This window comes from Pseudomonas sp. GW821-FHT09H03 (assembly GCF_059415945.1).
This window is the reverse complement of the sequence record NZ_JBWKOF010000011.1, coordinates 72,208-94,430: the sequence shown is the minus strand read 5'-3', so window position 1 is coordinate 94,430 and position 22,223 is coordinate 72,208. Positions and strand designations below refer to the sequence as shown.

The 22,223-nt window shown below is 61.5% G+C and carries 20 protein-coding genes; 13 read left to right on the top strand and 7 right to left on the bottom strand.

Translation table 11 applies throughout. From position 1 onward, the window contains the following. Window positions 1–127 precede the first annotated feature (127 nt). The gene (locus AC07OG_RS17270; protein ID WP_495067584.1) at window positions 128–1,126 is read left to right on the top strand and encodes an acyltransferase family protein; all 999 of its coding nucleotides are present in this window, start codon (window positions 128–130) and stop codon (window positions 1,124–1,126) included. A gap of 174 nt (window positions 1,127–1,300) precedes the next feature. Beyond that, window positions 1,301–2,227: a 1-aminocyclopropane-1-carboxylate deaminase/D-cysteine desulfhydrase gene (locus AC07OG_RS17265; protein WP_060543491.1), complete on the top strand. Its 927-nt coding sequence runs from the start codon at window positions 1,301–1,303 to the stop codon at window positions 2,225–2,227. Window positions 2,228–2,353: 126 nt separating this feature from the next. Here the strand turns inward: AC07OG_RS17265 and AC07OG_RS17260 are convergent, their stop codons facing one another. From AC07OG_RS17260 to AC07OG_RS17250, 3 genes are all read right to left on the bottom strand, one after another. Then, window positions 2,354–2,914 (bottom strand): cytochrome b, encoded by a 561-nt coding sequence (locus AC07OG_RS17260; RefSeq protein WP_495067583.1) that lies wholly within the window; start codon window positions 2,912–2,914, stop codon window positions 2,354–2,356. Between the two features lie 262 nt (window positions 2,915–3,176). Beyond that, window positions 3,177–4,004 carry a phosphonoacetaldehyde hydrolase gene (gene phnX / locus AC07OG_RS17255; protein WP_218425034.1) on the bottom strand — a complete coding sequence of 276 codons (828 nt, stop codon included), beginning with the start codon at window positions 4,002–4,004 and terminating at the stop codon, window positions 3,177–3,179. Between the two features lie 151 nt (window positions 4,005–4,155). Next, the gene (locus tag AC07OG_RS17250) at window positions 4,156–5,265 is read right to left on the bottom strand and encodes a 2-aminoethylphosphonate--pyruvate transaminase (protein WP_060543494.1); all 1,110 of its coding nucleotides are present in this window, start codon (window positions 5,263–5,265) and stop codon (window positions 4,156–4,158) included. Window positions 5,266–5,374: 109 nt separating this feature from the next. Here AC07OG_RS17250 and AC07OG_RS17245 point away from each other — a divergent pair, with 109 nt between their 5' ends. Continuing rightward, window positions 5,375–6,238, top strand: a complete 864-nt coding sequence (locus AC07OG_RS17245) for a LysR substrate-binding domain-containing protein (protein WP_060543495.1) — start codon at window positions 5,375–5,377, stop codon at window positions 6,236–6,238. 101 nt (window positions 6,239–6,339) lie between these two features. Here the strand turns inward: AC07OG_RS17245 and AC07OG_RS17240 are convergent, their stop codons facing one another. Next, on the bottom strand, window positions 6,340–7,212 hold the full coding sequence (locus AC07OG_RS17240; RefSeq protein WP_495067582.1) for a LysR family transcriptional regulator: 873 nt from the start codon (window positions 7,210–7,212) through the stop codon (window positions 6,340–6,342). A gap of 266 nt (window positions 7,213–7,478) precedes the next feature. Here AC07OG_RS17240 and AC07OG_RS17235 point away from each other — a divergent pair, with 266 nt between their 5' ends. Both AC07OG_RS17235 and AC07OG_RS17230 read left to right on the top strand, forming a co-directional pair. Next, window positions 7,479–8,804 (top strand): MFS transporter, encoded by a 1,326-nt coding sequence (locus tag AC07OG_RS17235; RefSeq protein WP_218425032.1) that lies wholly within the window; start codon window positions 7,479–7,481, stop codon window positions 8,802–8,804. Between the two features lie 70 nt (window positions 8,805–8,874). Then, entirely contained in the window at window positions 8,875–10,266 is a 1,392-nt protein-coding gene (locus AC07OG_RS17230) for an FAD-dependent oxidoreductase (RefSeq protein ID WP_495067581.1), read from the top strand. Between the two features lie 3 nt (window positions 10,267–10,269). On the opposite strand, the gene AC07OG_RS17225 is transcribed toward AC07OG_RS17230, so the two are convergent. Next, on the bottom strand, window positions 10,270–11,691 hold the full coding sequence (locus AC07OG_RS17225; protein ID WP_495067630.1) for a type VI secretion system Vgr family protein: 1,422 nt from the start codon (window positions 11,689–11,691) through the stop codon (window positions 10,270–10,272). A gap of 215 nt (window positions 11,692–11,906) precedes the next feature. Here AC07OG_RS17225 and AC07OG_RS17220 point away from each other — a divergent pair, with 215 nt between their 5' ends. Continuing rightward, window positions 11,907–12,611, top strand: coding sequence for a YebC/PmpR family DNA-binding transcriptional regulator (locus AC07OG_RS17220; RefSeq protein ID WP_060543500.1), 705 nt, complete (start codon window positions 11,907–11,909; stop codon window positions 12,609–12,611). 339 nt (window positions 12,612–12,950) lie between these two features. Here the strand turns inward: AC07OG_RS17220 and AC07OG_RS17215 are convergent, their stop codons facing one another. Next, window positions 12,951–14,285, bottom strand: coding sequence for a leucine-rich repeat-containing protein kinase family protein (locus AC07OG_RS17215; protein ID WP_495067580.1), 1,335 nt, complete (start codon window positions 14,283–14,285; stop codon window positions 12,951–12,953). Between the two features lie 81 nt (window positions 14,286–14,366). Beyond that, the gene (zapE, locus tag AC07OG_RS17210; protein WP_495067579.1) at window positions 14,367–15,491 is read right to left on the bottom strand and encodes a cell division protein ZapE; all 1,125 of its coding nucleotides are present in this window, start codon (window positions 15,489–15,491) and stop codon (window positions 14,367–14,369) included. 300 nt (window positions 15,492–15,791) lie between these two features. On the opposite strand from zapE, the gene AC07OG_RS17205 reads away from it, so the two are divergent. From AC07OG_RS17205 to AC07OG_RS17175, 7 genes are all read left to right on the top strand, one after another. Beyond that, window positions 15,792–16,292, top strand: coding sequence for a Csu type fimbrial protein (locus tag AC07OG_RS17205; RefSeq protein ID WP_495067629.1), 501 nt, complete (start codon window positions 15,792–15,794; stop codon window positions 16,290–16,292). Between the two features lie 103 nt (window positions 16,293–16,395). After that, window positions 16,396–16,929: a Csu type fimbrial protein gene (locus AC07OG_RS17200; protein WP_495067578.1), complete on the top strand. Its 534-nt coding sequence runs from the start codon at window positions 16,396–16,398 to the stop codon at window positions 16,927–16,929. Window positions 16,930–16,949: 20 nt separating this feature from the next. After that, entirely contained in the window at window positions 16,950–17,486 is a 537-nt protein-coding gene (locus AC07OG_RS17195; RefSeq protein ID WP_060543505.1) for a Csu type fimbrial protein, read from the top strand. Window positions 17,487–17,490: 4 nt separating this feature from the next. After that, window positions 17,491–17,991: a Csu type fimbrial protein gene (locus tag AC07OG_RS17190; RefSeq protein ID WP_495067577.1), complete on the top strand. Its 501-nt coding sequence runs from the start codon at window positions 17,491–17,493 to the stop codon at window positions 17,989–17,991. Between the two features lie 30 nt (window positions 17,992–18,021). After that, window positions 18,022–18,810 carry a fimbrial biogenesis chaperone gene (locus AC07OG_RS17185; protein WP_495067576.1) on the top strand — a complete coding sequence of 263 codons (789 nt, stop codon included), beginning with the start codon at window positions 18,022–18,024 and terminating at the stop codon, window positions 18,808–18,810. 86 nt (window positions 18,811–18,896) lie between these two features. After that, on the top strand, window positions 18,897–21,254 hold the full coding sequence (locus AC07OG_RS17180; protein ID WP_495067575.1) for a fimbria/pilus outer membrane usher protein: 2,358 nt from the start codon (window positions 18,897–18,899) through the stop codon (window positions 21,252–21,254). Next, the gene (locus AC07OG_RS17175; RefSeq protein ID WP_495067574.1) at window positions 21,251–22,222 is read left to right on the top strand and encodes a Csu type fimbrial protein; all 972 of its coding nucleotides are present in this window, start codon (window positions 21,251–21,253) and stop codon (window positions 22,220–22,222) included. Before AC07OG_RS17180 ends, AC07OG_RS17175 begins: the two co-directional genes overlap by 4 nt. Window position 22,223: the final 1 nt, after the last annotated feature.

The window sequence follows — 22,223 nt, the reverse complement described above, 5'->3', positions numbered from 1 at the left end:
TAGGGCGGTGTTTCGCGAAGGCGGTCTTTGAGCGAGCGGGAGGCTGGTTCTGTAGCGAAAGCCTGTTCTTGCGGCGCAAAACATCGTAGTTTGCGTGCCATGACTACAAGGACGTTTTGGGGTAAAAGTGGGAGCTTATCGTCTGTTATTGGCCGTTCTGGTGGCCGTTTCTCATATGGGCAAGACGTTCGCAGGTCTGAACCCCGGCGTGGTCGCCGTGATTTCATTCCTGATCATCAGCGGTTTCGTGATGACTTCGCTGATCGAGCGCCACTATAAGGCGCCGGGGAACGTCGGTCTGTTCTACATGGACAGGGCTTTGCGGCTGTATCCGCAGTTCCTGTTCTACTTCGTCATCTCCTGCGTGGTGATCTATTTCCTGCTGCCAGGTACACCCCAGGCTGCTGACCTGACGCTCGGGAATATCGCTGCAAGCCTTCCTATTGTGCCCCTTGGCTTCTACATGTTCGGGGCGGCCGGGGTAGAGATTCTGCCACCGGCCTGGTCGCTGGGGCTTGAGATGTGCTTCTACCTGGCGATCCCCTTCCTGATTATCTACAAGCTGCGGGGAGTCGCGTTTACCCTGTCGGTTGTGATCTTCATGGCCGCGTATCTTGGCTTGATCAACACCGATCTGTACGGCTACCGACTATTGCCGGGCGTCTTGTTCATGTTTCTGTGCGGCAGCTACCTGTACAAACCACAGGCGAAGGGATTGGCGATAGCGGGCGGTACCGCGGTGGTGGCGGCGCTGATGTTCCTGGCGATCATGGCCGGTGTGGTCGAGCGCCGGCCGTTCAATGCCGAAGTGACTGCCGGCCTGGCGTTGGGTGTGCCCGTCGTGTATTTACTGACGAAACTCAGGTTTCACCGGGTTGACGAGTTCCTCGGGAATATCAGCTACGGGGTGTTCCTGAATCACTTTGTGGTGATGTACTTTCTGCGCGCCTTCTGGCCGGTTGCCTATGATGGGTACATCGTTGCCATCGTGCTGGGCCTGTCGTTTGTACTGAGCGGCGTTTCGTACTACTACGTTGAACGGCCCGCCTTGACGCTTCGTCATGCGCTTCGGGCCAGGGTGAGGTATGGTGTGGCACAATCGCGGGACCGTGAAATAGCGGCATGATGTGAGTGGGGCCTGGAGTTGCGGCTCCCGGGTACTTGCCCGATATCATCACGCCGTTTTATTCAAGGGGCTGCCACCGGATTTTCCCAGACCATCCTCACCTGTGCCCGCCTGTTCCCTTCATTGCCCGCAATCCTGGGTCCGCGCTGGTATTCAACTCAGTCCAACACGCCGATGCTTTCTCCTCCCGCACACTGGCTCCCCCAAGCCTCCCTCGATCCCCTTCATCTAGACTGGCTGAAAAATGCCGGCATCGAAGTCGCGATCTTGCGCCTTGACCAGATCGACCCGCTGATCAGCGGCAACAAATGGTTCAAGCTCATCGAACACCTCAAGGCCGCTGACCGCGTCGGTGCCGCGGGCATCATCAGCCTCGGGGGAGCGCACTCCAACCACCTGCATGCGCTGGCTGCGGCGGGCAAACGCTTCGGCTTTCGCACCGTTGGCCTACTGCGCGGGCATCCTCAGGAAACGGCCACGATCAAGGATTTGCAGGCGTTCGGCATGCAACTGCACTGGCTTGGCTACGCAGGTTACAGAGCGAGACATACCGCGGGTTTCTGGGCGCCATGGCAGGCGCAGTATCCCGACCTGCTTGCCGTTGCCGAAGGTGGCGGTGGGCTGCAGGGCGCCAAGGGCTGCAAGCAGCTCAAGACCATGGTAGACGACCAACTGCAGGACCTGGGCTGGAGCGACCATGACGGCTGGTGGCTGGCCTGCGGCACCGGCACGACCCTGGCCGGGCTGGTATTGGCCGAGGCGGGGAAACACCCGGTCTACGGTGCGCTGGCGGTGCCCGAAGATCATGGTGTGGCCCAGCAGGTGGAGGCGATCATCGAGGAGGCGGGGTTGAGCGATCCGGCTTATGAATTACTCGACGCCAGCCGTGGTGGTTTTGCCAGGGTGGATCCGGAGTTGATCGGGTTCATCGAACAGTGCGAGCAGGCCAGTGGCATTCCCCTCGAACCACTGTACACCGGCAAAGCGCTGCTGGCGCTCAGGCAACAGGTTGAAGGGGGTAAATTCGCCCCGGGGACTCGGCTGATCTTCATCCATACCGGCGGCTTGCAAGGGCGGCGTGGCTTCGAAACACAAAGCTGAAAGACTGTGGAGATCCAAATGTGGGAGCGGGCTTGCTCGCGAATGCGATGTGTCAGGCAAAGTTAATGCGACTGACACACCGCCTTCGCGAGCAAGCCCGCTCCCACATTTGGGTTATCGCTTGTTTCAGGAATCGCGGTTCACCCGCTTGGGCATCATCCGCAGCAGGGTGTTATCGCCCACCACATAATGGTGATACAGCCCGGCCAAGGCATGCAGGCCGATCAGCCAGTAGCCGATGGTACCGCCCAGTTCATGCCATTCCTTGATCTGTCGGGCCAGCTCCTTGTCTTCGGCCACCAGCAGCGGCAGGTCGAAGCCATAGAACATCACCTGGTTGCCCTTGGCGCTGGTCACCAGCCAGCCAAGTAGCGGCATGGCGATCATGAAGATGTACAGCGCCCAGTGCATCAATCTGGCCAGCAGGGTCTGCCATTGGGGCGAAGCCGGAAAGATCTGCGGCGCCGGGCCCAGGCTGCGGGCGATTAACCGCAACCAGACCAATACAAACACGGTGAGGCCGAGCATGAAGTGCGACTCGACGATCAGCGTGCGGCCGCCACTGCCTTTGGGGAAGAATCCTCGCAGTTCGATACAGGCGTAAACCACGGCCAGCAGGACCAGCATCAACCAGTGCAGCGTGATCGATACGGTGCTGTAGCGCGAGGCTGAGTTTTTCCAGGGCATAGGTTAGTCCTCACAGGTCCGGTTCATAGCTGCCGTTCTTGATTGACGGTTATGCCTTAACTGTAATCCTGTCTGGCGGATTTGCCTTGGGCAAATTGTCCTCGCAATGCTCTGGATCAAGCGATGGGCAAAAAAACGCACCGCGCTCTTTGTAGACGTGGGCCTGCTCGCGATGGCGTGTCAATCACATCGGTGTCGACTGACACTTCATCGCGAGCAAGCTCGCTCCTACAAGGGGGCGGTGCGTTTCTGCAGAAGTGGATCAGCTCGCCTGTGGCATCTCGCCGTTGGCCAGGCGTTTGTTGATGTCGGCGATCACTTGCGGCAGGTCGGTGATGGTGTCGATCATGTAGTGCGGGCGCGAGCCTTCGAACAGGGTGTGGATGCGCTTGCGTTCACTGTCCAGGGTGTCGCTGGCCAGGGCGCGATAACCTTCATAATCCAGGCCCAGGGCGTTGCCTGAGCAGATCAGCGCCACCGTCCACATGCCGGCACGGCGACCTTCGAGAATGCCCGGCACCGTGTCGTCAATTTTCACGCAGGCGGCGACATCGTCAATGCCCAGGGCGATGACGTTGGCCAGCGCCTGGGCCGGCCATGGGCGGCCGTTTGGCACTTCGTCGGTGGCAACCACGTGATCGGCCACGTAACCGTTGGTGGCAGCCAGCTCGACCACTTTGTCCATGACCTGTTTCGGATAGCCGGAGCACGAACCGATCTTGATCCCTTGCTGGCGCAGGTTGGCGATGGTCTCCAGGGCACCGGGAATCAGTGCCGAATGCTCGGCGATCTTTTCGATCTGCAGCGGCATGAAGCGCTGGTAGATGGCGGTGACGTCATCGTCGGTCGGCGTGCGACCGAACACCTTGCGGTAACGCTCGGCGACCTGTGGCTGGTCGCATAGGGTACGGATGTGATCCCACTTGCCCATGCCCATCGGGCCACGGGCTTCTTCAATTGACACCTGGACGTCGAACTCGGCGAAGGCTTCGACGAAAATCTGGGTCGGGGCGAAGGAGCCGAAGTCGACGACGGTGCCGGCCCAGTCGAGGATGGCGGCCTGGAGTTTGGTTGGGTTGGTGTAGTTCATAGTGATAGATCCTGTGGCAACTGGCGGATAGGGAGCTGCTTTGGGTGGGAGCGGGCTTGCTCGCGAAAGCGGACTGACATTCAAAATTGATGTCGACTGATACACCGCCTTCGCGAGCAAGCCCGCTCCCACAGGGGGATTGCGGTGTTGATCAGATTTCGAGGACTTCCATCTCGCTCAGCACTTGCGCCACCGCCGCCACCGCTTCGCGCATTTGCGCCGGGGTGACATGGCCGATGCAGCCGACGCGGAAGGTTTCGACCTGGGTCAGCTTGCCGGGGTAGAGGATGTAACCCTTGGCCTTGACCCGTTCGTAGAATTCCTTGAACTGATAGCGCGGATCTTTCGGTGCATGGAAGGTGGCAATGATCGGCGCCTGAATGGCGGCCGGCAGGAAGCTGCGCAAGCCGAGCTTGCTCATTTCTTCCATCAGCGCCTGACAGTTGGCGGCGTAACGCCGATGCCGGGCCGGCAAGCCACCTTCTTCGTTGTATTGCAGCAGGGCTTCGTGCAGCGCGGCGACCACATGGGTCGGCGGGGTGAAGCGCCACTGACCGGTCCTGGCCATGTAGCTGTGCTGGTCATGCAGGTCCATCGCCAGGGAATGCGAGTTGCCGGCGGCGCTGGCCAGGGACTCCTTGCGAGCGAAGACAAAACCCATCCCCGGCACGCCCTCCAGGCATTTGCCCGAGGCGGCGATCAGCGCGTCGAACGGCACCTGTTGCGCATCCACCGGCAGTGCGCCGAATGAGCTCATGGCATCGATGATCAGGCGCTTGCCATGGCGCGCAATCACCTGGGCAATTTCCGGCAGCGGGTTGAGGATGCCGGTGCTGGTTTCGCAATGAATCAGCGCGACATGAGTAATGCCAGGGTCGGCTCGCAGCAGGCGATCGACGTCGTTGGCGGTGGTGGGTTCGTCCTCGGCGGTTTCGAAGGTACTGAACGAGCGGCCGAGCACGTCACAGATTTTCGCCAGGCGCTTGCCGTAGGCGCCGTTGATCAATACGAGGATTTTGCCGTCGCGCGGCACCAGGGTGCCGATCGCCGCTTCGACGGCGAAGGTGCCGCTGCCTTGCAGGGGCACGCAGTGGTGGCTGGCGGCGCCGTTGATGATCGCCAGCAGCTGTTCACAGAGGCTGGCGGTCAGTTGATTGAAGCGGTCATCCCATGAACCCCAGTCCACCATCATTGCCTGGCGGGTGCGCGCCGATGTGGTCAACGGGCCGGGGGTGAGCAGGATAGGTTCGGCAGTACTCATTCTCGTGTCCTCGCAATCGATGGGATGAAGCTACGGGGCTTAAATTGCAATTTGCCGTGCTATCAATCAAATTGTTTATTGTTATACCAACCATCAGTGAGACTTATTAATGAACCTGTTTCAGCTGCGCGCCTTCGATGCCGTGGCCCGCGAGGGCAGCTTTACCAGGGCGGCCGCACGCCTGTTCATCAGCCAGCCAGCCGTCACCGGGCACATCAAGGCCCTGGAGGAGCACTACCAGATCACCCTGTTGCGCCGCACCGCGCGACGGGTGGAGTTGACGGAGGAGGGCACCAAACTGGCGGCAATCACCCGGGCGATGTTCGGCCTGGCCGAGGAGGCACAGGTGATGCTGGAGGCTAACCGGCAATTGTTGACCGGACGCCTGGAAGTGGCCGCGGACGGCCCGCACATGGTCATGCCGATGCTCGCCAGCCTGCGTGCGCGTTATCCGGGGATCACGGTGAACCTGCGCCTGGGCAATGCCCAGGAAACCCTGGCCGCGCTACTGTCCGAACATGCCGACGTGGCGGTGCTGACCGAGGTCGAGCCGCGCAAGGGTTTGCATCTGCAACCCCTGAGCGAGTCACGCATTTGTGCGCTGGTGCCCGAGGGTCATCCGTGGGTTCGGCGGAGCAAAGGCGTACCGCTCAAGGAGCTGGACCAGGTGATCATGGTGTTGCGCGAACCGGGTTCGATCACCCGGCGTACGTTCGATGAAGCCTGCACCGAGGCCAACGTGCATCCTCGGGTGTTGCTGGAGCTGGACAGTCGCGAAGCGGTGACCGAGGCGGTGGCAGCGGAGTTGGGTGTGGGAGTGGTGTCGTCGGTGGAGGTCAGCCACGACCCACGGGTGGCGGCGGTGCCGATCATTGGCGAGGGGTTGCTCAATCGACACATGATGGGGTGCATGGAGCGGCGCAGGGATTTGCGTTTGATTCAGGCGTTTTTCGGGTTGGCGCCTGGCAGGTAGACCGCGGCGCCTGCATTCGCGAGCAAGCCCGCTCCCACTGGGTTTCGTGAACCCACAGACCCCTGTGGGAGCGGGCTTGCTCGCGAAGGGGACTGGCCTGCCTACACCAGACTCTCGCGCACCATCTGCAAAAACGTCGCCACCACCCGCCGTGAGCTTTGCTCGCGCAAGCACACCAGCGTCTCTGTCAGGCGCCGTTCGCAATCGATGATCGGCAACGCGCAGACCCTGGAGTCGGCACCGAACTCGGCCGCAGACACCACGCCAACGCCAATCCCTACCACTACCGCCTCACGCGCTGCTTCCCGGCCTTCGACTTCAATGGCCGGGCGAATGCGAAAACCGGCGCGGGCCATTTCCTCTTCAAGGGTCTGGCGGGTCACCGAGCCGATTTCGCGCAGCACCAGCGGGGTGTCGTCGAGGTCGGCCAGGCAGATGGATTCGCGGTCGGCCCATGGATGATTGCGCGAAACGAATGCCACCATCGGGTCGTTGCGCAGGGGCAGCGAGATCAGGCGTTCATCGCTGACATCGCGGCCCAGCAGCGCCAGATCGGCCTGGTAGTTGAACAGGCGAAACAGCGATTCATCGGTATTGCCGGTTTCGATCTTCACGCTGATCCCGGGGTAGCGCTCGCAGAATCGGGCGATCTGCGGCAGCACATGGACCGGCGCATCCACCGCCAGAATCAGGCTGCCGGTCTGCAACGCCTGGGAGTCCTGCAGCAGTTCCTGGGCTTCGGCCTCGATCACAAAAAACCGCTGGGTGACGCTCAACAGGCGCTCGCCGAGATCGGTCAGACGCACCGAGCGTTTATTGCGATGGAACAACAAAACCCCATAGCGCTCTTCGAGTTTGCGTACCTGGTCGGAGATGGCCGGCTGCGTCAGAAACAGCCGTTCGGCGGCTTTGGTAAAGCTTCCATGCACCGCTACGGCATGGAAGGCTTTGAGCTGGGCGTGGGAAACCGACATGGGGATCTCCAGTAACAAGCTGAGCTTATATTGGAAATACGATAAATCGATTTCACTTATTAATCAGTAATTGTTTTTATCCGCCTCAGCCCCGCTGAATGCTCAGTCGAACAGCGACGGGGCCATGGGTCCGGGCGTGCAACAAGGGACTCATCTGACCGGTATCCGCCACAGGGACAAGGCGATATCGCAGTGCTCAACAATAAAAACACAGGCGTTTTCTACCAATTCTGCCGGCACACTCACACCCTGAGGTCAGAACCACAATGAACAAGCACATCGGCACCATCAAGCGTTGGCGCGTGCAGATCTTCGCGATTACCTGGCTCGCCTACGCCGCTTTCTACTTCACCCGCAAAGCCTTCTCCGTCGCCAAACTCGGCATTGCCGAAGACCCGACGTTCATGCTCGACAAAATGGCCATGGCCAACCTCGATGCCATCTACCTTGCCGCTTACGCCATCGGCCAATTCACCTGGGGCATCCTGGCCGACCGTTTCGGTCCGCGGGTGGTGGTGCTCGGCGGATTACTGATTTCCGCAGTGGCGGCGCTGGTCATGGGCAGCTTCGCAACGGTGCCGATCTTCGCCACCTGCATGCTGATTCAAGGCCTGGCGCAATCGACTGGCTGGTCGGGATTGTGCAAGAACCTTGGGAGTTTCTTTCCCTCCGAGCAGCGTGGGCGAGTCCTGGGCTTGTGGAGCTCCTGCTACGCCTTTGGCGGCCTGGTGGCATCGCCGTTCGCCGGCTGGTGGGCGTACACCCTGATGGGCACCTGGCACGCGGCGTTCATTTCCAGCGCGGCGGTGGTTGGTGTGGTGGCCGTGCTGTTTTTCTTTTTGCAACGCAACAAACCGCAGGACGTAGGTTTGCCCGCGGTGGAGCCGGAGTCTGAGCTGAGCGCCGAAGAGGCCTATGCCCAAAGCAGGATCAGCGTCCTGGAGCCCTTGAAGGAAATCCTGCGCAACCGCACAGTGCTGGTGCTGGGCCTGGCGTACTTCATGCTCAAGCCGGCGCGTTACGCGATTCTGCTGTGGGGCCCGGTGATCGTCTTCGAACAGATGCCCTCGGTCGGCAAGGTCGGTGCGGCGATCATTCCGACTTCGTTCGAACTGGCCGGACTGCTCGGGCCGATCCTGATCGGCCTGGCTTCGGACAAACTGTTCGGCGCCCGACGCATGCCGGCGTGCGTGATCAGCCTGTTGGCGCTGACCCTGACGCTGGCGCTGTTCATGGCCGCCCTGCATACCGGCAGCGTGCTGTTGGTGGTGGTGCTGCTGTTCGTCATGGGCCTGACTCTTTACGGCCCGGATTCGATGATCAGCGGCTCGGCCGCCATCGATTTTGGCAAGGCCAAGGCCGGTGCTACCGCAGCGGGATTCGTCAACGGCTGTGGCTCGGTCGGGGCGGTACTCGGTGGGTTGCTTCCGGGCTACTTCGACTCGGTCACGGTATTCATCGTCTTCGCCGGCTGCGCCATGTTCTCGGCGCTGGTGCTGATTCCGCACTGGAACAGCCGCCCGGGCGGCCTGCGGACCAACTATCCGTTCGTGCCCAACCGGGCAATGACGATCAAACCCCTGCGTACCTGAATCCTGCCTCCTCGCGGCCTGCTGCGCCTGCGGCGGGCTGGCGTGTGGGCCACTGACTGGAGATTGACCCATGAGACCCTTTTGGCTGGAGCAGGCCCTGAAGGCTGAATCAACCGAAACCTGCGCGCCACTGCAAGGCGACAGCCGCGCCGACGTGTGCATCGTCGGTGGCGGTTACACCGGGTTGTGGACCGCGATCATGCTCAAGCAACAGAACCCCGAACTGGACGTTTTGCTGATCGAAGCGGACATCTGCGGCTCCGGGGCCAGTGGCCGCAATGGCGGTTGTGCGCTGTCGTGGTCGGCCAAGTATTTCACCCTTGAGCGCTTGTTCGGCGTTGAGGAGGCAGTGCGCCTGGTCAAGGAGTCCGAACGCAGCATCCATGCCATCGGCGCCTTCTGCGAACAGTATCAAGTGGACGCCGACTACCGGCTCGACGGGACGCTCTACACCGCGACCAACCGCGCGCAATGCGGCTCGACCGATGCGGTGATCGCGGCCCTGGAACGCCATGGCATCAACTCGTTCACCCAGCGGTCGGTGGCCGATGTGCAGCGCATGGCCGGCTCCAGCAAACATCTGGAGGGCTGGTTTTCCCCGGCGGCCGCCAGTGTTCAGCCGGGCAAACTGGTGCGCGGGTTACGCCGGGTCGCCCTGCAACTGGGGGTGCGGATTCATGAAAATACAGCAATGACCGGGCTGGAAGAAGGCCGCCCGGCAGGGATACAAACTCCGCACGGCACTGTTCGCGCCGACCGGGTGGTGCTGGCGATGAACGCCTGGATGGCCCGGGCGTTCCCGCAGTTCGAGCGCAGCGTGGCGATCGTTTCCAGTGACATGCTGATCACCGAGCCACGGCCTGAGTTGCTCGACGAAATCGGCTTGACCAGCGGAGTCACGGTGCTCGATTCGCGAATTTTCGTGCACTACTACCACAACACTCCGGACGGCCGGATCATGCTCGGCAAGGGCGGCAATACCTTCGCCTACGGCGGGCGCATGCTGCCGGTGTTCGATCAGCCATCGCCCTACGCCGGCCTGTTGCAGCACAGCCTGGCGGATTTCTTCCCGGCCTTTGCTGAGGTCAAGGTCGAGTCGACCTGGAACGGCCCGTCGGACCGCTCGGTGACCGGGTTGCCGTTTTTCGGGCAGATGAGCGCCAGTGGCAACGTGTTCTATGGTTTCGGCTATTCTGGCAGCGGTGTCGGGCCGTGCCACATGGGCGGGCAGATTCTCGCGTCGATGGTCCAGGGGCTGGACAACCCCTGGACTCGCTCGCCATTGATCAACGGGCCGCTGGGCTTCTTTCCACCGGAGCCGATTCGTTACCTCGGCTCGTTGATGGTGCGCAACGCCATCCGCCGCAAGGAGCGCGCCGAGGATCGCGGGCACCGGCCACGGCACCTTGATGTGCGTCTGGCGAAGTTCGCGGCGGCGGCGGGCAAGGCCGACAAAGGCTGAGGCTCAAGGCGTGAGATCCGAGCGATTGACCAGCCAGTCGAGCAGCAGGCCGGTATCGCCGGCTGGCTCCCGAGGGCGGGAGGGTCGAGGTTGCTCGGGGTGGCCCATGACTGCACAGAGCACCGGGCGATCCGGGTCGCAGTCGAGAAAACTGACCAGCACATCGCTGCCGGCCACAGGCAATCGGGCCGGATCGATCCGGGTGTCTGCGCAAGCCAGTGCTACCGGTAGCCACAGACCGCAAGGCTCGTCTGCCGCCGTTTGCGACGGCCATAGGTTCACCTCGATTCGGCCGCGATCATCCAGCACTGGGGGAAGCCCGGAAAGGCCGCATATCCGGGCGGGCTGAAAACCGGGAACGCTTGGGCGTCGCTGGTTGAGCGTTGGCCGGAAGGCGGTCGACCAGGGGATGGCGCTGAACTGGTTAAAGTATTGCGGGGTCATGCTCGCGCAGTCTTCGGCGAGTATCGACGGCTGCCTGCCCTCATGGCGGTTCTCGGTGATCAACCATTGGTCGTTGAAATGCCCCGAGGGGTGTTCGCTGACCTGGATGATCCGGGCGCTGGTCAGGGCCGGGTGATTGCTGCGGCCGTTTAGCTGCTGCTGTCGGCAGCGCAGCCGCTCCAGTTTGCGCCGGCTGAGCTGCTCAGGATGCGGCTGTCGGGCAGGGCGATGCAGCGGCGCCGTCACTCCAATGGATTGATTGGCTGCGCCGTCACCGGGGGTCGATGCACCACGGTTGCTGGCATCCGCACGAGCGGGGATCGGCGGTGAGTCATGGCGCTGGTACAACTCTGTCATGACCGGCCCGTCGACGTTATCCGCCAGTGCGTCGTGATAAGGCACTATCAAGGGTTCCTGGGGGAAACTCAGGCTGTCATCGGCCAGGACCAGCACATGCCCATCACGCTGATGTTCGAAGTGATAGTGGATGCCTTCTTCTTCGCACAGCCGTTGCAGCAGAGCCAGATCGGTTTCGTCGTACTGGATGCAAAAAGGTCGGAAGGGGTAATGCCCGGTCGTCAATTCAAAGCGGTAACTGGTGACGGGCAAGCCGTTATCCTCCAATAGTTGACGCAGGATCATCGGCACATTCAGGTCGCGAAAGATGCGCCGGCGACACTGTTGTTCCAGTGCTTGCAGGCTCGGCACCAGAACCAGCTTGTAAGCCACCCGATGCGCGCCACGGTGCGCCTGACCAACACTGTGCAAAACGCCATGTATGCCCTGGCCCTGGCCAAAATCAAGATAGGCGGGTTGGTACAGCAATTGTTCGGGGGGGATTGCCGGTGTCAGGTCAATCGCGTCGATGTCGAATCGAAAAGGCTGGTTGAGGGCTTCGAGGCCACTGAACCGCACCACCTGCAAACTCAAGTCGACGTCGAGCAGCGTCAGGGTGAAAGGACTTTCCTTGTCATTTTGCATCGCACAGGCCACTGCCATGGAATTGGACGCTGAGGGTACGAAACCACGGTTCGTCATAGTCACCGCAAAACGTCTTTTCAGAATCGTCCTACAACAGCTGGTGAAGATGTCGATGCAAGTCGGAATTTTTGGTCGATTGCCAACTTTAGGCCGTATAAACTTGCGCAAAGCGTCGGCCAATAGATGTTTCGGCGCCACAGATAAGAGAGTGAGTAATGGGCGCACAGTGGAAAGTTAAACACAAAGAAGCGGCAGCCAATGCCAAGGGCAAGATCTTCGGCAAACTGGTGAAGGAAATCACCATTGCTGCGCGCAACGGCGCTGATATCTCGACCAACGCGCATTTGCGCCTGGTGGTTGAACAGGCCAAGAAAGCTTCGATGCCCAAGGAAACACTGGACCGTGCCATCAAGAAGGGCGCGGGCCTGCTGGGCGAAACCGTGCAATACCATCGCGTGACCTATGAAGGGTTCGCCCCGCATCAGGTGCCATTGATCGTTGAGTGTGTAACCGACAACATCAACCGCACCGTTGCTGAAATCCGTGTCGCGTTCCGCAAGGGCCAGTTGGGGGCTTCCGGTTCGGTGGCCTGGGACTTCAACCATGTCGGCATGATCGAAGCCTCGCCTGACACGCCGGACGCCGATCCGGAAATGGCCGCCATCGAGGCCGGTGCCCAGGATTTCGAGCCGGGCGAAGACGGCGCCACCCTGTTCCTGACCGAGCCTACGGATCTGGACGCGGTACAGAAAGCCCTGCCGGAACAAGGCTTCACCGTGCTCTCGGCGAAACTGGGCTACCAGCCGAAAAACCCGGTCAGCGGCCTGAGCGATGAACAGATGGCTGAAGTCGAGGCGTTCCTTGAAGGTCTCGACAACCACGATGACGTGCAGGACATGTTTGTCGGGTTGGCGGGTTAAGCCCAAGTGCTTTTTTGATCTGGGCAGTGGTGAGGGGGCTTCTGTGGCATGAGGGCTTCTGTGGCATGAGGGCTTCTGTGGCATGGGGGCTTTTGTGGCATGGGGGCTTCTATGGCATGGGGGCTTTTGTGGCATGAGGGCTTCTATGGCATGGGGGCTTTTGTGGCGAGGGGGCTTGCCCCCGCTGGGTGGCGAAGCCGCCCCATGACCACCACCGCGGTCGCTGCTTTGGGGGGCTGCTACGCAGCCCAACGGGGGCAAGCCCCCTCGCCACAGAAGCCCCCTCCCCAGAGCAAGCCCGTCGCAGTAGCGTGCCCCTCACTACAACAGGCCCCCTTGCTACAAGTTTGTGTTTAGCGTTTTGAACACAGCCAACGCCTGAACAACCTCGTCAAACCCCGGCCGCTCCAATACCGGCGGCTGACAGCAACGCCGTTGCAAGTCTTCTAAAACCGCGCGCTGCTCATCGTTCAACCCCGAATCAATCCGCTCCAGCAATTCTCCCAGCAATATCCCGAACGCCCGTACCTCGATGCGTTGCAGCGCGCGGCTTTCATGGCTGTCGTCGGTGGCATGAAACGACGCTGCGCCAAAATCTCCCAGCAAACATTCCCCTTGTTCATTCCACATGATGTTGTGGCCATAGAGATCGCCGTGGGTGATGCCGTGACGGTGCAAGTGTGCAGCCACCGAGGCGATGCCCGAGGCAATGCGCAGGGCCACGGTTGCGCTGAAACCCAGGTCGTCGGCGTAGACATCGCGACTGCAGGACGCCAGGCTCGGCAGCCCGGCGAGGTTGCGATAACTCGGGGCGATCAGGCGCATCACCAGCCCGGCGGAATTCTGCGGGTGATCGACAATCCGCCCTTCGACGCGAATCAGATTCGGGTGCAAGCCTGCGCTAATGCAGGCGTTCATCTCGTGCAGCGGCGAGCCATCGCTGGTCATTTCACCTTTGTAGAGCTTCACCGCCACCGGCATGGCTGGCTGATCGGCCGATTGCCAGTTGGCCTGATGAATGACTCCGGACGCGCCTTCACCGAGTTTTTTCTCCAGATGCAGTGCCGACCAGTCAATGCGCGGCGTGGCGTCGAGGGCGGCGGCATCGGCTTCGGTTTCCAGCGGATTACCGGCATAGGCCAGCCAGCTCAGGCTCGGCAGGGCCAGCAGCCACTGCGGCAACCCGGGCAACTGGTTGGCGGCGATGCGGATCAGTTCCAGCCGATGGCAGTTGCCCAGGGACTCGGGCAATGCCTGCAAGCGATTACCGGCGAGCATGAGTTTTTGCAGCTGCGGGCGCTCTCCCAGTTCGCTGGGTAGCGACTCGATGCAATTGTCGGTGAGGATCAGCCAGCGCAGCAGCGGCGGCAACGCTGCGCCTGGCACGTGGGCGATGCGGTTGGCCTTGAAACCGACCATCGTCAGCGCGGCACATTGACCCAGGCACGCCGGCAACTCGGTGAAGCGGTTATCGGAACAGAACAGCACTCGCAAACGGGTCAGGCGATGCAGATCCTCGGGCAGCGCGCTCAAGGCATTGCCGCTGAGGTTGAGTACTTCCAGGGAATCTGCCAGATCGAAAATTTCCCGCGGGAACTCGGTCAGGCCTTCGGCCAGATCCAGCCGTGTGACGCCCGATAACTCGCCGGCGCGCAATTGAGCAAGGGTGTGCATGAACAGATTCGCTGTTAACCAAGAGGAGGGCGCGGGGCCCCGGAAATGGGCGACATGATAGCGGCAAAGGTGTGGCGACTGTCAGGCCGGTTCGCTGACTTCGACCAGTTGCCCCAATCGGCTGCGGGTGCGCGCAAGATCGATGGCATCGCCACCCAGGCTTTCACGCAATGAGTGCTGGCCGAGCAATGTCAGGTGCTTGTCCTGGTCGTACAGCACATCGATGAGGTTGATAAAGCGCTGCTGGGCGGCAATCGTGCAATCGCCCAGCAGTGGCAGTTCATCGATGATCCAGCGGTCGAACTGGCGGCACAGCTCCAGATAATCCATCACCGCCGTGGGCTGATCGCACAAGTCGGTAAAGGTAAAACCGATGCTGCGACCTTCGCGCAAACGCGCTCGAAAATGCCGGCTGCCCACCGCCAGCGATACAGGCGGGGCATTGTGCCCGGGCAGGTTCAACGCCTGTCGTTGCGCCACGCTTGCCGGCCAGACGTAGTGACCCTGAGTGAACAATTGATGCGCATGGGTCCGGGCCTGGCTGCGGTAGTCGTGGGGCCCGCCGACCTCCATCACCTGCATGCGCGTATTGATCAGGTCAATCACCGGTTTGAAACGTGCGTGGTACAGCGGATTGGGCAGCAGGCCTTCGGGCGGATAATTGGAGGTGACCAGCAACAGGATGCCGCGCTTGAACAGTGCCTTGAACAACCGTGTGATGAGCATCGCATCGCCGATGTCGTGCACGTGGAACTCATCGAAACACAGCACCCGGCAATCGCTGAGCAGTTCATCGAGGGTGACTGCCAGGGCGTCGGCCTGATCGCGGTGCTCGAACATGCCCAGGTGCAGTTGGGCGAAAAACTGATGAAAGTGCAGGCGTTGCTTTTGCGCCAGGGGAATCGCCCGAAAAAACCCGTCGAGCAGCCAGCTTTTGCCGCGCCCCACGGCACCATGCAGGTACAGGCCGGGAAGGGGCTTTGCCGCGGCACCCATCAGCGTGCAGGCATGGAGGGCCATGTAGTCGATGACACGCTGTTGGCTGTGACTGAGTGTGTAACCCTGGGCATGGGCCTGTTGGCGAAAGTGGTCGTGGATCATTTGGCCGGCCACGGCGTTGCCGGCAGCCGGTACTTTGCCGAGCAGGCGACGCAACGTTTGCCAGCGCGATTTGATGGGCGAACGGTTGGGCGGTCGAACGGCCACTGGGGTATCACCTCTGGAGTGCGGACAGGCGCTTTGTGTTGCGGCGCCATAGTGTAACCAGAGCCGGGAATTTTTGCTTCCAGCGGTGTCGGCAGGCCATTGGCCAGAAAGTTTCTGGTGGCACGATTTATCGCGGCGCCGGGATGCTGGCCTGTTGCATTCATGGCATATAGCCATGCCCGATTGTGGGGCAAGACTGGTCCGTTGACTGGCGGATTCCCCGTGCATTGCTAACCTCAACCACACAAAGCTCCTCTCAAGAGGAATGGGGCCGTGAATGGACGTGTGGTATTGGCAGTCATGGGCGTAGCGCTCGGTGCACCGGTGTTGGCCGCAGAGCTTCAGGTGCAGGTTCGGGTCGACGTGCAGTGGGGCTGTCAATTGGTCGGGGCACAACACAGTGCCGGCATTGAACAACTGGGCGTGCTGGATTTCGGCCGTACCGCACGGCTGGACGACCAGGCGGGACCGCTGGGGGCCGCTCTGACGAATGCACGCCTGCCGCGACTCGAGTGCAACCCGGATACCCCTTATCAATTACGCGTTGACGGTGGCCTGCACGGCGGGGTCGGCGACGTGCGTTACATGGCGGCCAATGCTGGTTCCGCTCAACCCATCCCCTATCGGCTTTATCAAGACCCGGCGCGGCGCATCCCCCTGATGGTGGATCAGCCGATGAGCGGTCGTGTGCCTGACAGCGGTTCCGTGGATTTGCCGCTGTATGCGCGAATCGAGCCGCTGGCGCAGATACCGCATGCGGGGAGCTATTCAGACCTGGTGAAGGTGACCGTCACCTGGTAGCTACGATGATCAAACAGCCCGGTGCAGCGGGTCTGTGCAAGGAAGGGGCGTTCGCTGGCGAACGCGCGTGTACGTGCATTCTGAGGGCCTCGGGTATTACCTCATGAAAAGCAGATTGTGGATGGTTGTCATAGCGGCAGCACTGGTGCTGCTGACCGAGGACGCGCAAGCGGCGATCAGCGGGCAGTTTCACGCGCGCCTGACCATCATCGCCGGTTGCCAGGTGTCCAATGGGGCCAGTCCCGACAGCCCGGTCAACGACTTTGGCACCCTGGATTTCGGCGAGCAAGGCCCGACCTGGAGTACCCCGCTCAAAGCCAGTCTCAGCTCAGACAGCAGCGGCAAACTGAACGTCGCCTGCAATCCCACGGTTACCGGGTTCACCGTCACCATCGATGGTGGCACCCACGGCGACGGTACCACTCGACGCCTGAGCAACGGTCGCCAGACCATCCCCTATAAATTGTTCCTCGATGCCTCTGGCAGCCAAAGCTACAGCATCGGCCAACAGCAAAATTTCGCTGTCACCAGCGCAGCCCAGGTACCGATTCCGGTATTTGGCTCGGTGGTGGCGAATACCCGCGCACTACCGGCCGGTGTTTATACCGACACGCTGACGGTGACGCTCGACTGGTAAAACTGTAGAGGACGTACTCCATGCACATGTTTGCATCCAGAATTGGTTTGTCATTGCTTGGCCTGACGCTGGCGTCAGGCGCCCAGGCCGCCACCACGGTCACCGGCCAGATCTCCGCCAGCCTGATTCTGGTCAGCAGTTGCCAGGTGAACGGCGCCGGCGGCTCCTCCAACCTCAATTTCGGTGCGTTGAACTTCGGCACCACCGACAGTCTGTTCACCACCGCTACGGGTCAGGTGCTGGGTGGCGGTGGCGGGGCGCTGTCGATTCTCTGCTCCAGCGGCACCACCCCGACGATCAAGGTGCGTGCCGGCACCAATGACGGAATGTCGCCGGGCGGCAGCCGCGCGCTGTTCGACGGTGTCGCCAACTACGTGCCCTATGACCTGTACACCGATGCCGGGCATTCGCAGTTACTGGCTATCGATGGCGTGATCAACCTCGCCGCCAGCACCGGTGCGGCGCAGACCGTGAACATCTACGGTCAGGCCTTGGGCAAGGCCGGTTTGCCGGCAGGGACCTACACCGACACCGTCGCCGTCGAACTGACGTTCTAGCGTCATGGCCCGCCACGGGTGTGCGGCGTTGCTCCTGTTGTGCGCGGGTAGCGTGCCGTTGCCGCTGTCCGCCGTGACCAGCCAGAGTTTCCAGGTCAGCGCCACGGTGACCCCGGGGTGTCTGGTCGTGGGTGGTGTTTCCAGTTACGGCAGCCTGAACTTCGGCAGCCGCTCGGCGCTGGACACTGGCACGGTGCAGGTGGCGCTGACCGGTGGCGTGCAGTTGCAATGCACGCCGGGCGTGACCTTGAACATGACGGTCGATGGCGGCCAGTACAACAGCGGCGGGCGACACCTGCAGCTCAGCACCGGCAGCAATCGGGTGGCGTACCAGTTGTTCCGCGATGCGGCGTACAGCCAGGTATTGGGGATAGGCCAGAGCGTGGCCGTGGCCTACGCCGATGCAAACAACATCAACCTGCCGATCTACGGCCAGGTGCAATTGCCGGGCAATCAGCCGGGGGGTACGTATAGCGATGTGCTGCAGGTGCAGCTATCGTGGTAACGGAATGGGTAGATTATAAGGAGTCGACAGATGCATTCATCTTCGCAGCGGCATTGCGTCGTTGGCTTTACGGCGATGGCATTGGCGCTGTTCACAGCGTTTAACGTGCAGGCGGCCAGTTCAGTATTGATCTGGCCCATCGATCCGGTACTGGAAGCGGATCAACAGGCCAGTGCGTTGTGGCTGGAAAACCGCGGTAATGAAACCGCCAATCTGCAAATCCGCGTCTTTGCCTGGAGCCAGAGTGGGTTCAGTGATCAGTACCAGAACCAGCGCGACGTGATCGGCAGCCCGCCAGTGGCGAAGATCGAGCCGGGTCAGAAGCAACTGGTGCGCCTGACCCGAACCCGGGAAATTCCACCGGGGCAGGAACTGGCGTATCGCATCATCATCGATGAAATCCCTTCCGCGAAACCTCCCTCCACCGATGACGGCAAGACTGGCGCAGCGATTCGCTTCCAGATGCGTTATTCGGTCCCTCTGTTTGCCTACGGCGCGGGCCTGTGGAGCAAGGAAGACAGCACTCGCCCGCGAGACCCCAAGGGCGCGGGCAAGGCGGACTTGAGTTGGCGCACGGTGGCGGTAGACGGGCGCCCCTATGTGGAAGTGCGCAACCAGGGCGCGGTGCATGCGCGGTTGACCGATGTGGCACTCAAGCAGGGCAGCCAGACGCGGCCGCTGGTAGACGGTTTGCTCGGGTATGTATTGCCCGGCGCGATCATGCGCTGGCCGGCCCCCGGGCCGCTGGCAGGCGACCCGGCCTTGCAGGTGCGGGTCAATGGCGCACCGCAGGTGCAGAGTGTTGCGCCGGCACGTTAGGGAGGGTTGAGCGTTTTGTGGTGAGGGGGCTTGCCTGTGTAGCCGGGCGTTGAAGGGGTAAACAGTCCAATGGGCGAGAAGCGCTAATGAGCCAGGGGTGGGCTCACAAGATTCAGTGTCCGTTGTGGGCCATGGGCTGTGTGTGCAGCCTGTTGGTCGTTCATCACGCAGAGGCCGGCGACCTGCCGCCTCCGCCCAGCGGCATGGAGGCGGTGGCCGATGCGCAGTTGTTTCTGGAAATGGTGGTCAACCAGATGAATACCGGCCGGGTCGTGGCGGTGGAGCAGCGCAACGGGCAGCTTTTTGTTCCGACGTCTGCGTTGCGCGAAACCGGCATGAAACTGCCGGAAAACCTCGCAGCCGAGGTCAGCCTCGACAGCCTGCCGGGCCTGCACAGCGAGTACGACAGCACCGCCCAGCGCCTGTTTCTGGACGTACCGCCAGACTGGCTGCCGGAGCAGTTCGTCGGACGCAGCGAAGTCTATCCGCGCACCCCGGCAATGAGCAGTTTCGGTGCCTTGTTCAACTATGACCTGTACTTCAATGACACCGATGATGCCGGTACGTACCTCGCCGCCTGGAACGAGGTGCGGCTGTTTGATAGTTGGGGCACGTTGTCCAACACCGGGCAGTATCGACGCACCCTGTCCGGCGACTCGATCAACACCCTGGACAACGGCTATCTGCGCTACGACACCACCTGGCGCTACTCCGACGATGAACGCCTGCTGACCTACGAGGCGGGCGACGTGATCAGCGGTGCCTTGCCCTGGACCAGCTCAGTACGCCTGGGCGGGGTGCAGCTGTCGAGGGATTTTGCGGTGCGTCCGGACCTGGTGACCTATCCCTTGCCGCAGTTTGCTGGCGAGGCCGCCGTGCCATCCTCGGTGGACCTGTTCATCAACGGCTACAAATCCAGCAGCGCCGAGTTGCAACCCGGTCCGTACACCCTGACCAACGTTCCGTTCATCAACGGTGCCGGTGAAGCCGTGGTCGTCACCACCGATGCGTTGGGGCGTCAGGTCTCGACGACGGTGCCGTTCTACGTCACCAGCAGCCTTTTGCAAAAAGGCTTGAGTGATTATTCCGTGGCGGCCGGCACCTTGCGCCGTGACTATGGCCTGCGCGATTTCGGCTACGGCCCGGGCGTGAGTTCCGGCAGTCTGCGTTATGGCTTGAGTGATTACCTGACCCTGGAAAGCCACGCCGAAGCTTCGGATGCCCTGACCCTCGCAGGTGTCGGCGGTAACATGCGCCTGGGCAATTTCGGCGTGCTTAACACGGCCATCAGCCAAAGCCGTTTCGACGGCGACAGCGGGCAGCAACTGAGCATCGGTTATCAGTACAGCAACCAGCGCTACAGCTTCAGCTGGCAGCGCCTGCAACGTCGCGATCAATACGCCGACCTGAGTGTGATCGACACACCTTTTGCGAGCCTGAGCAAGCGCAGCGAACAGGCGACCCTGAGCCTGAACCTCGATGCCTGGGGTAGCCTCGGTGTCGGTTATTTCGACGTGCGCGCGGTGGATGATTCGCGCACCCGCTTACTCAACCTGACATGGAGCAAGCCGCTGTGGCACAACAGCAGTTTCTACCTGTCGGCCAACCGCGAGATCAGCGACAGCAATTGGGCGGTGCAGGCGCAACTGGTGGTTCCGTTCGACCTGCACGGCAGCCTGGCGGTCAGCAGCGAACGCAGCAACAGCGGGCAAACCCAGCAACGGGTCAACTACAGCCGCGCTGTTCCGACCCAGGGTGGGGTGGGTTTCAACCTGGGCTACGCCCAAGGTGACGGGCCGGAGTACCGGCAGGCCGACCTGACCTGGCGCCTGCAGTCGGTGCAGTTGCAGGCCGGCGTCTATGGTACCGACGAAGCCGAAACCCGTTGGGCCGATGCCAGTGGATCGCTGGTGTGGATGGACCGGCAAGTGTTCGCCGCCAATCGCATCGACGATGCCTTTGTGGTGGTCAGCACCGATGGCTTCGCCGATGTTCCGGTGCGTTACGAAAACCAGGTGGTAGGCCAGACTGACCGCAGTGGTCACTTGCTGGTGCCCTGGAGCAGCGCCTATTACCGTGGCAAATATGAAATCGATCCACTGAATCTGCCGGCCAACGTACGCAGCCCTGATGTCGAACAACGCATCGCGGTGCGCCGTGGCAGTGGTTATCTGCTGGAGTTTGCGCTGAGCCGGATGGTCGCCGCGAGCATCGTACTGGTGGATGCGCAGCAGCAGGATTTGCCCTTGGGCAGTAGCGTCGTGCACGAGCAGAGCGGCACGCAGACCGTGGTGGGTTGGGACGGCCTGGTGTACCTGGAAAACCTCCAGCCGCAGAACAATCTGCGGGTGACCCTGGCAGGCGGCAAAACCTGCGCGGTGCAGTTCGCCGTGGATATGAATCAGGATCAGATCCCGTTAATCGGGCCGTTGGTGTGCCAATGAGTCTGGTGAAATGGCTCCTGTTGTCAGCGCTGCTTATTCCGGGGACGACATGGGCGCTGTGCTCGGTGGTGGGCACCACGCCGGTGGCGTTCGGCACCCTCAGTTCGATTGCCGTGCGCACCACCGCGCAATCGAGTTCCACGCTCAATGCCGGGTTGAGTTGCACCGGTTCACTGCTGTCATTGCTGACCAGCAATGACCATTTCTGGGCGACCGTCACATCCCTCCAGAGCGGGTTGGTCGGCCCCACCGGTGATGTCATCGCCTACACCCTCTACGCCAACAACAGCACCAGTTATCCCATTACTCGCGGCACACCGTATGACTTCGCCCGAAACGGCATCATCGACGCCCTCGGCCTGCTTAACGGCACAACACCGAAAACCGTGCCGCTTTACCTGCGTACCACTATCGGCAGCAATGTCGCGGCCGGGGTGTACACCGAAACCCTGAGTATTTTATGGAGCTGGAACTACTGCTCCGGTATCGGTCTTGGCGACCTGTGCCTGGGGCGTGACATCAGCAATGGGACGGCCACCCTGACCGTCAACTTGACGGTCGCCAATGACTGCACCATTACCGCGCCGAACATTGCATTCGGCAGCGCCCCGGTGGTCAGCGCTTTTACCCCGGTCACCGGCCAGACCATCAACCTGATGTGCACCAAGGGCAGCGCTTACACCGTGGGCTTGAGTGACGGACAAAATGCAATCAGTGTCAACGGTCGGCGGCGGATGATTTCAGGCAGCAACTATCTGGCCTACGACATTTTCAAAAGCGCCGGCACTACCCGCTGGGGCAGCGTCGGCAGCGCGCGCCGGGCCAGCAGCGACGCCGAGGTCAATCCCGGCAACGGGCTTGGCACCGGCAGCCAGATCTTCAACTACAACGCGAAGATCTATACCGACCAGCCCACCCCACCGGCGGGGACCTATCTGGACAACGTGGTGCTGGATGTCGGGTTCTAAG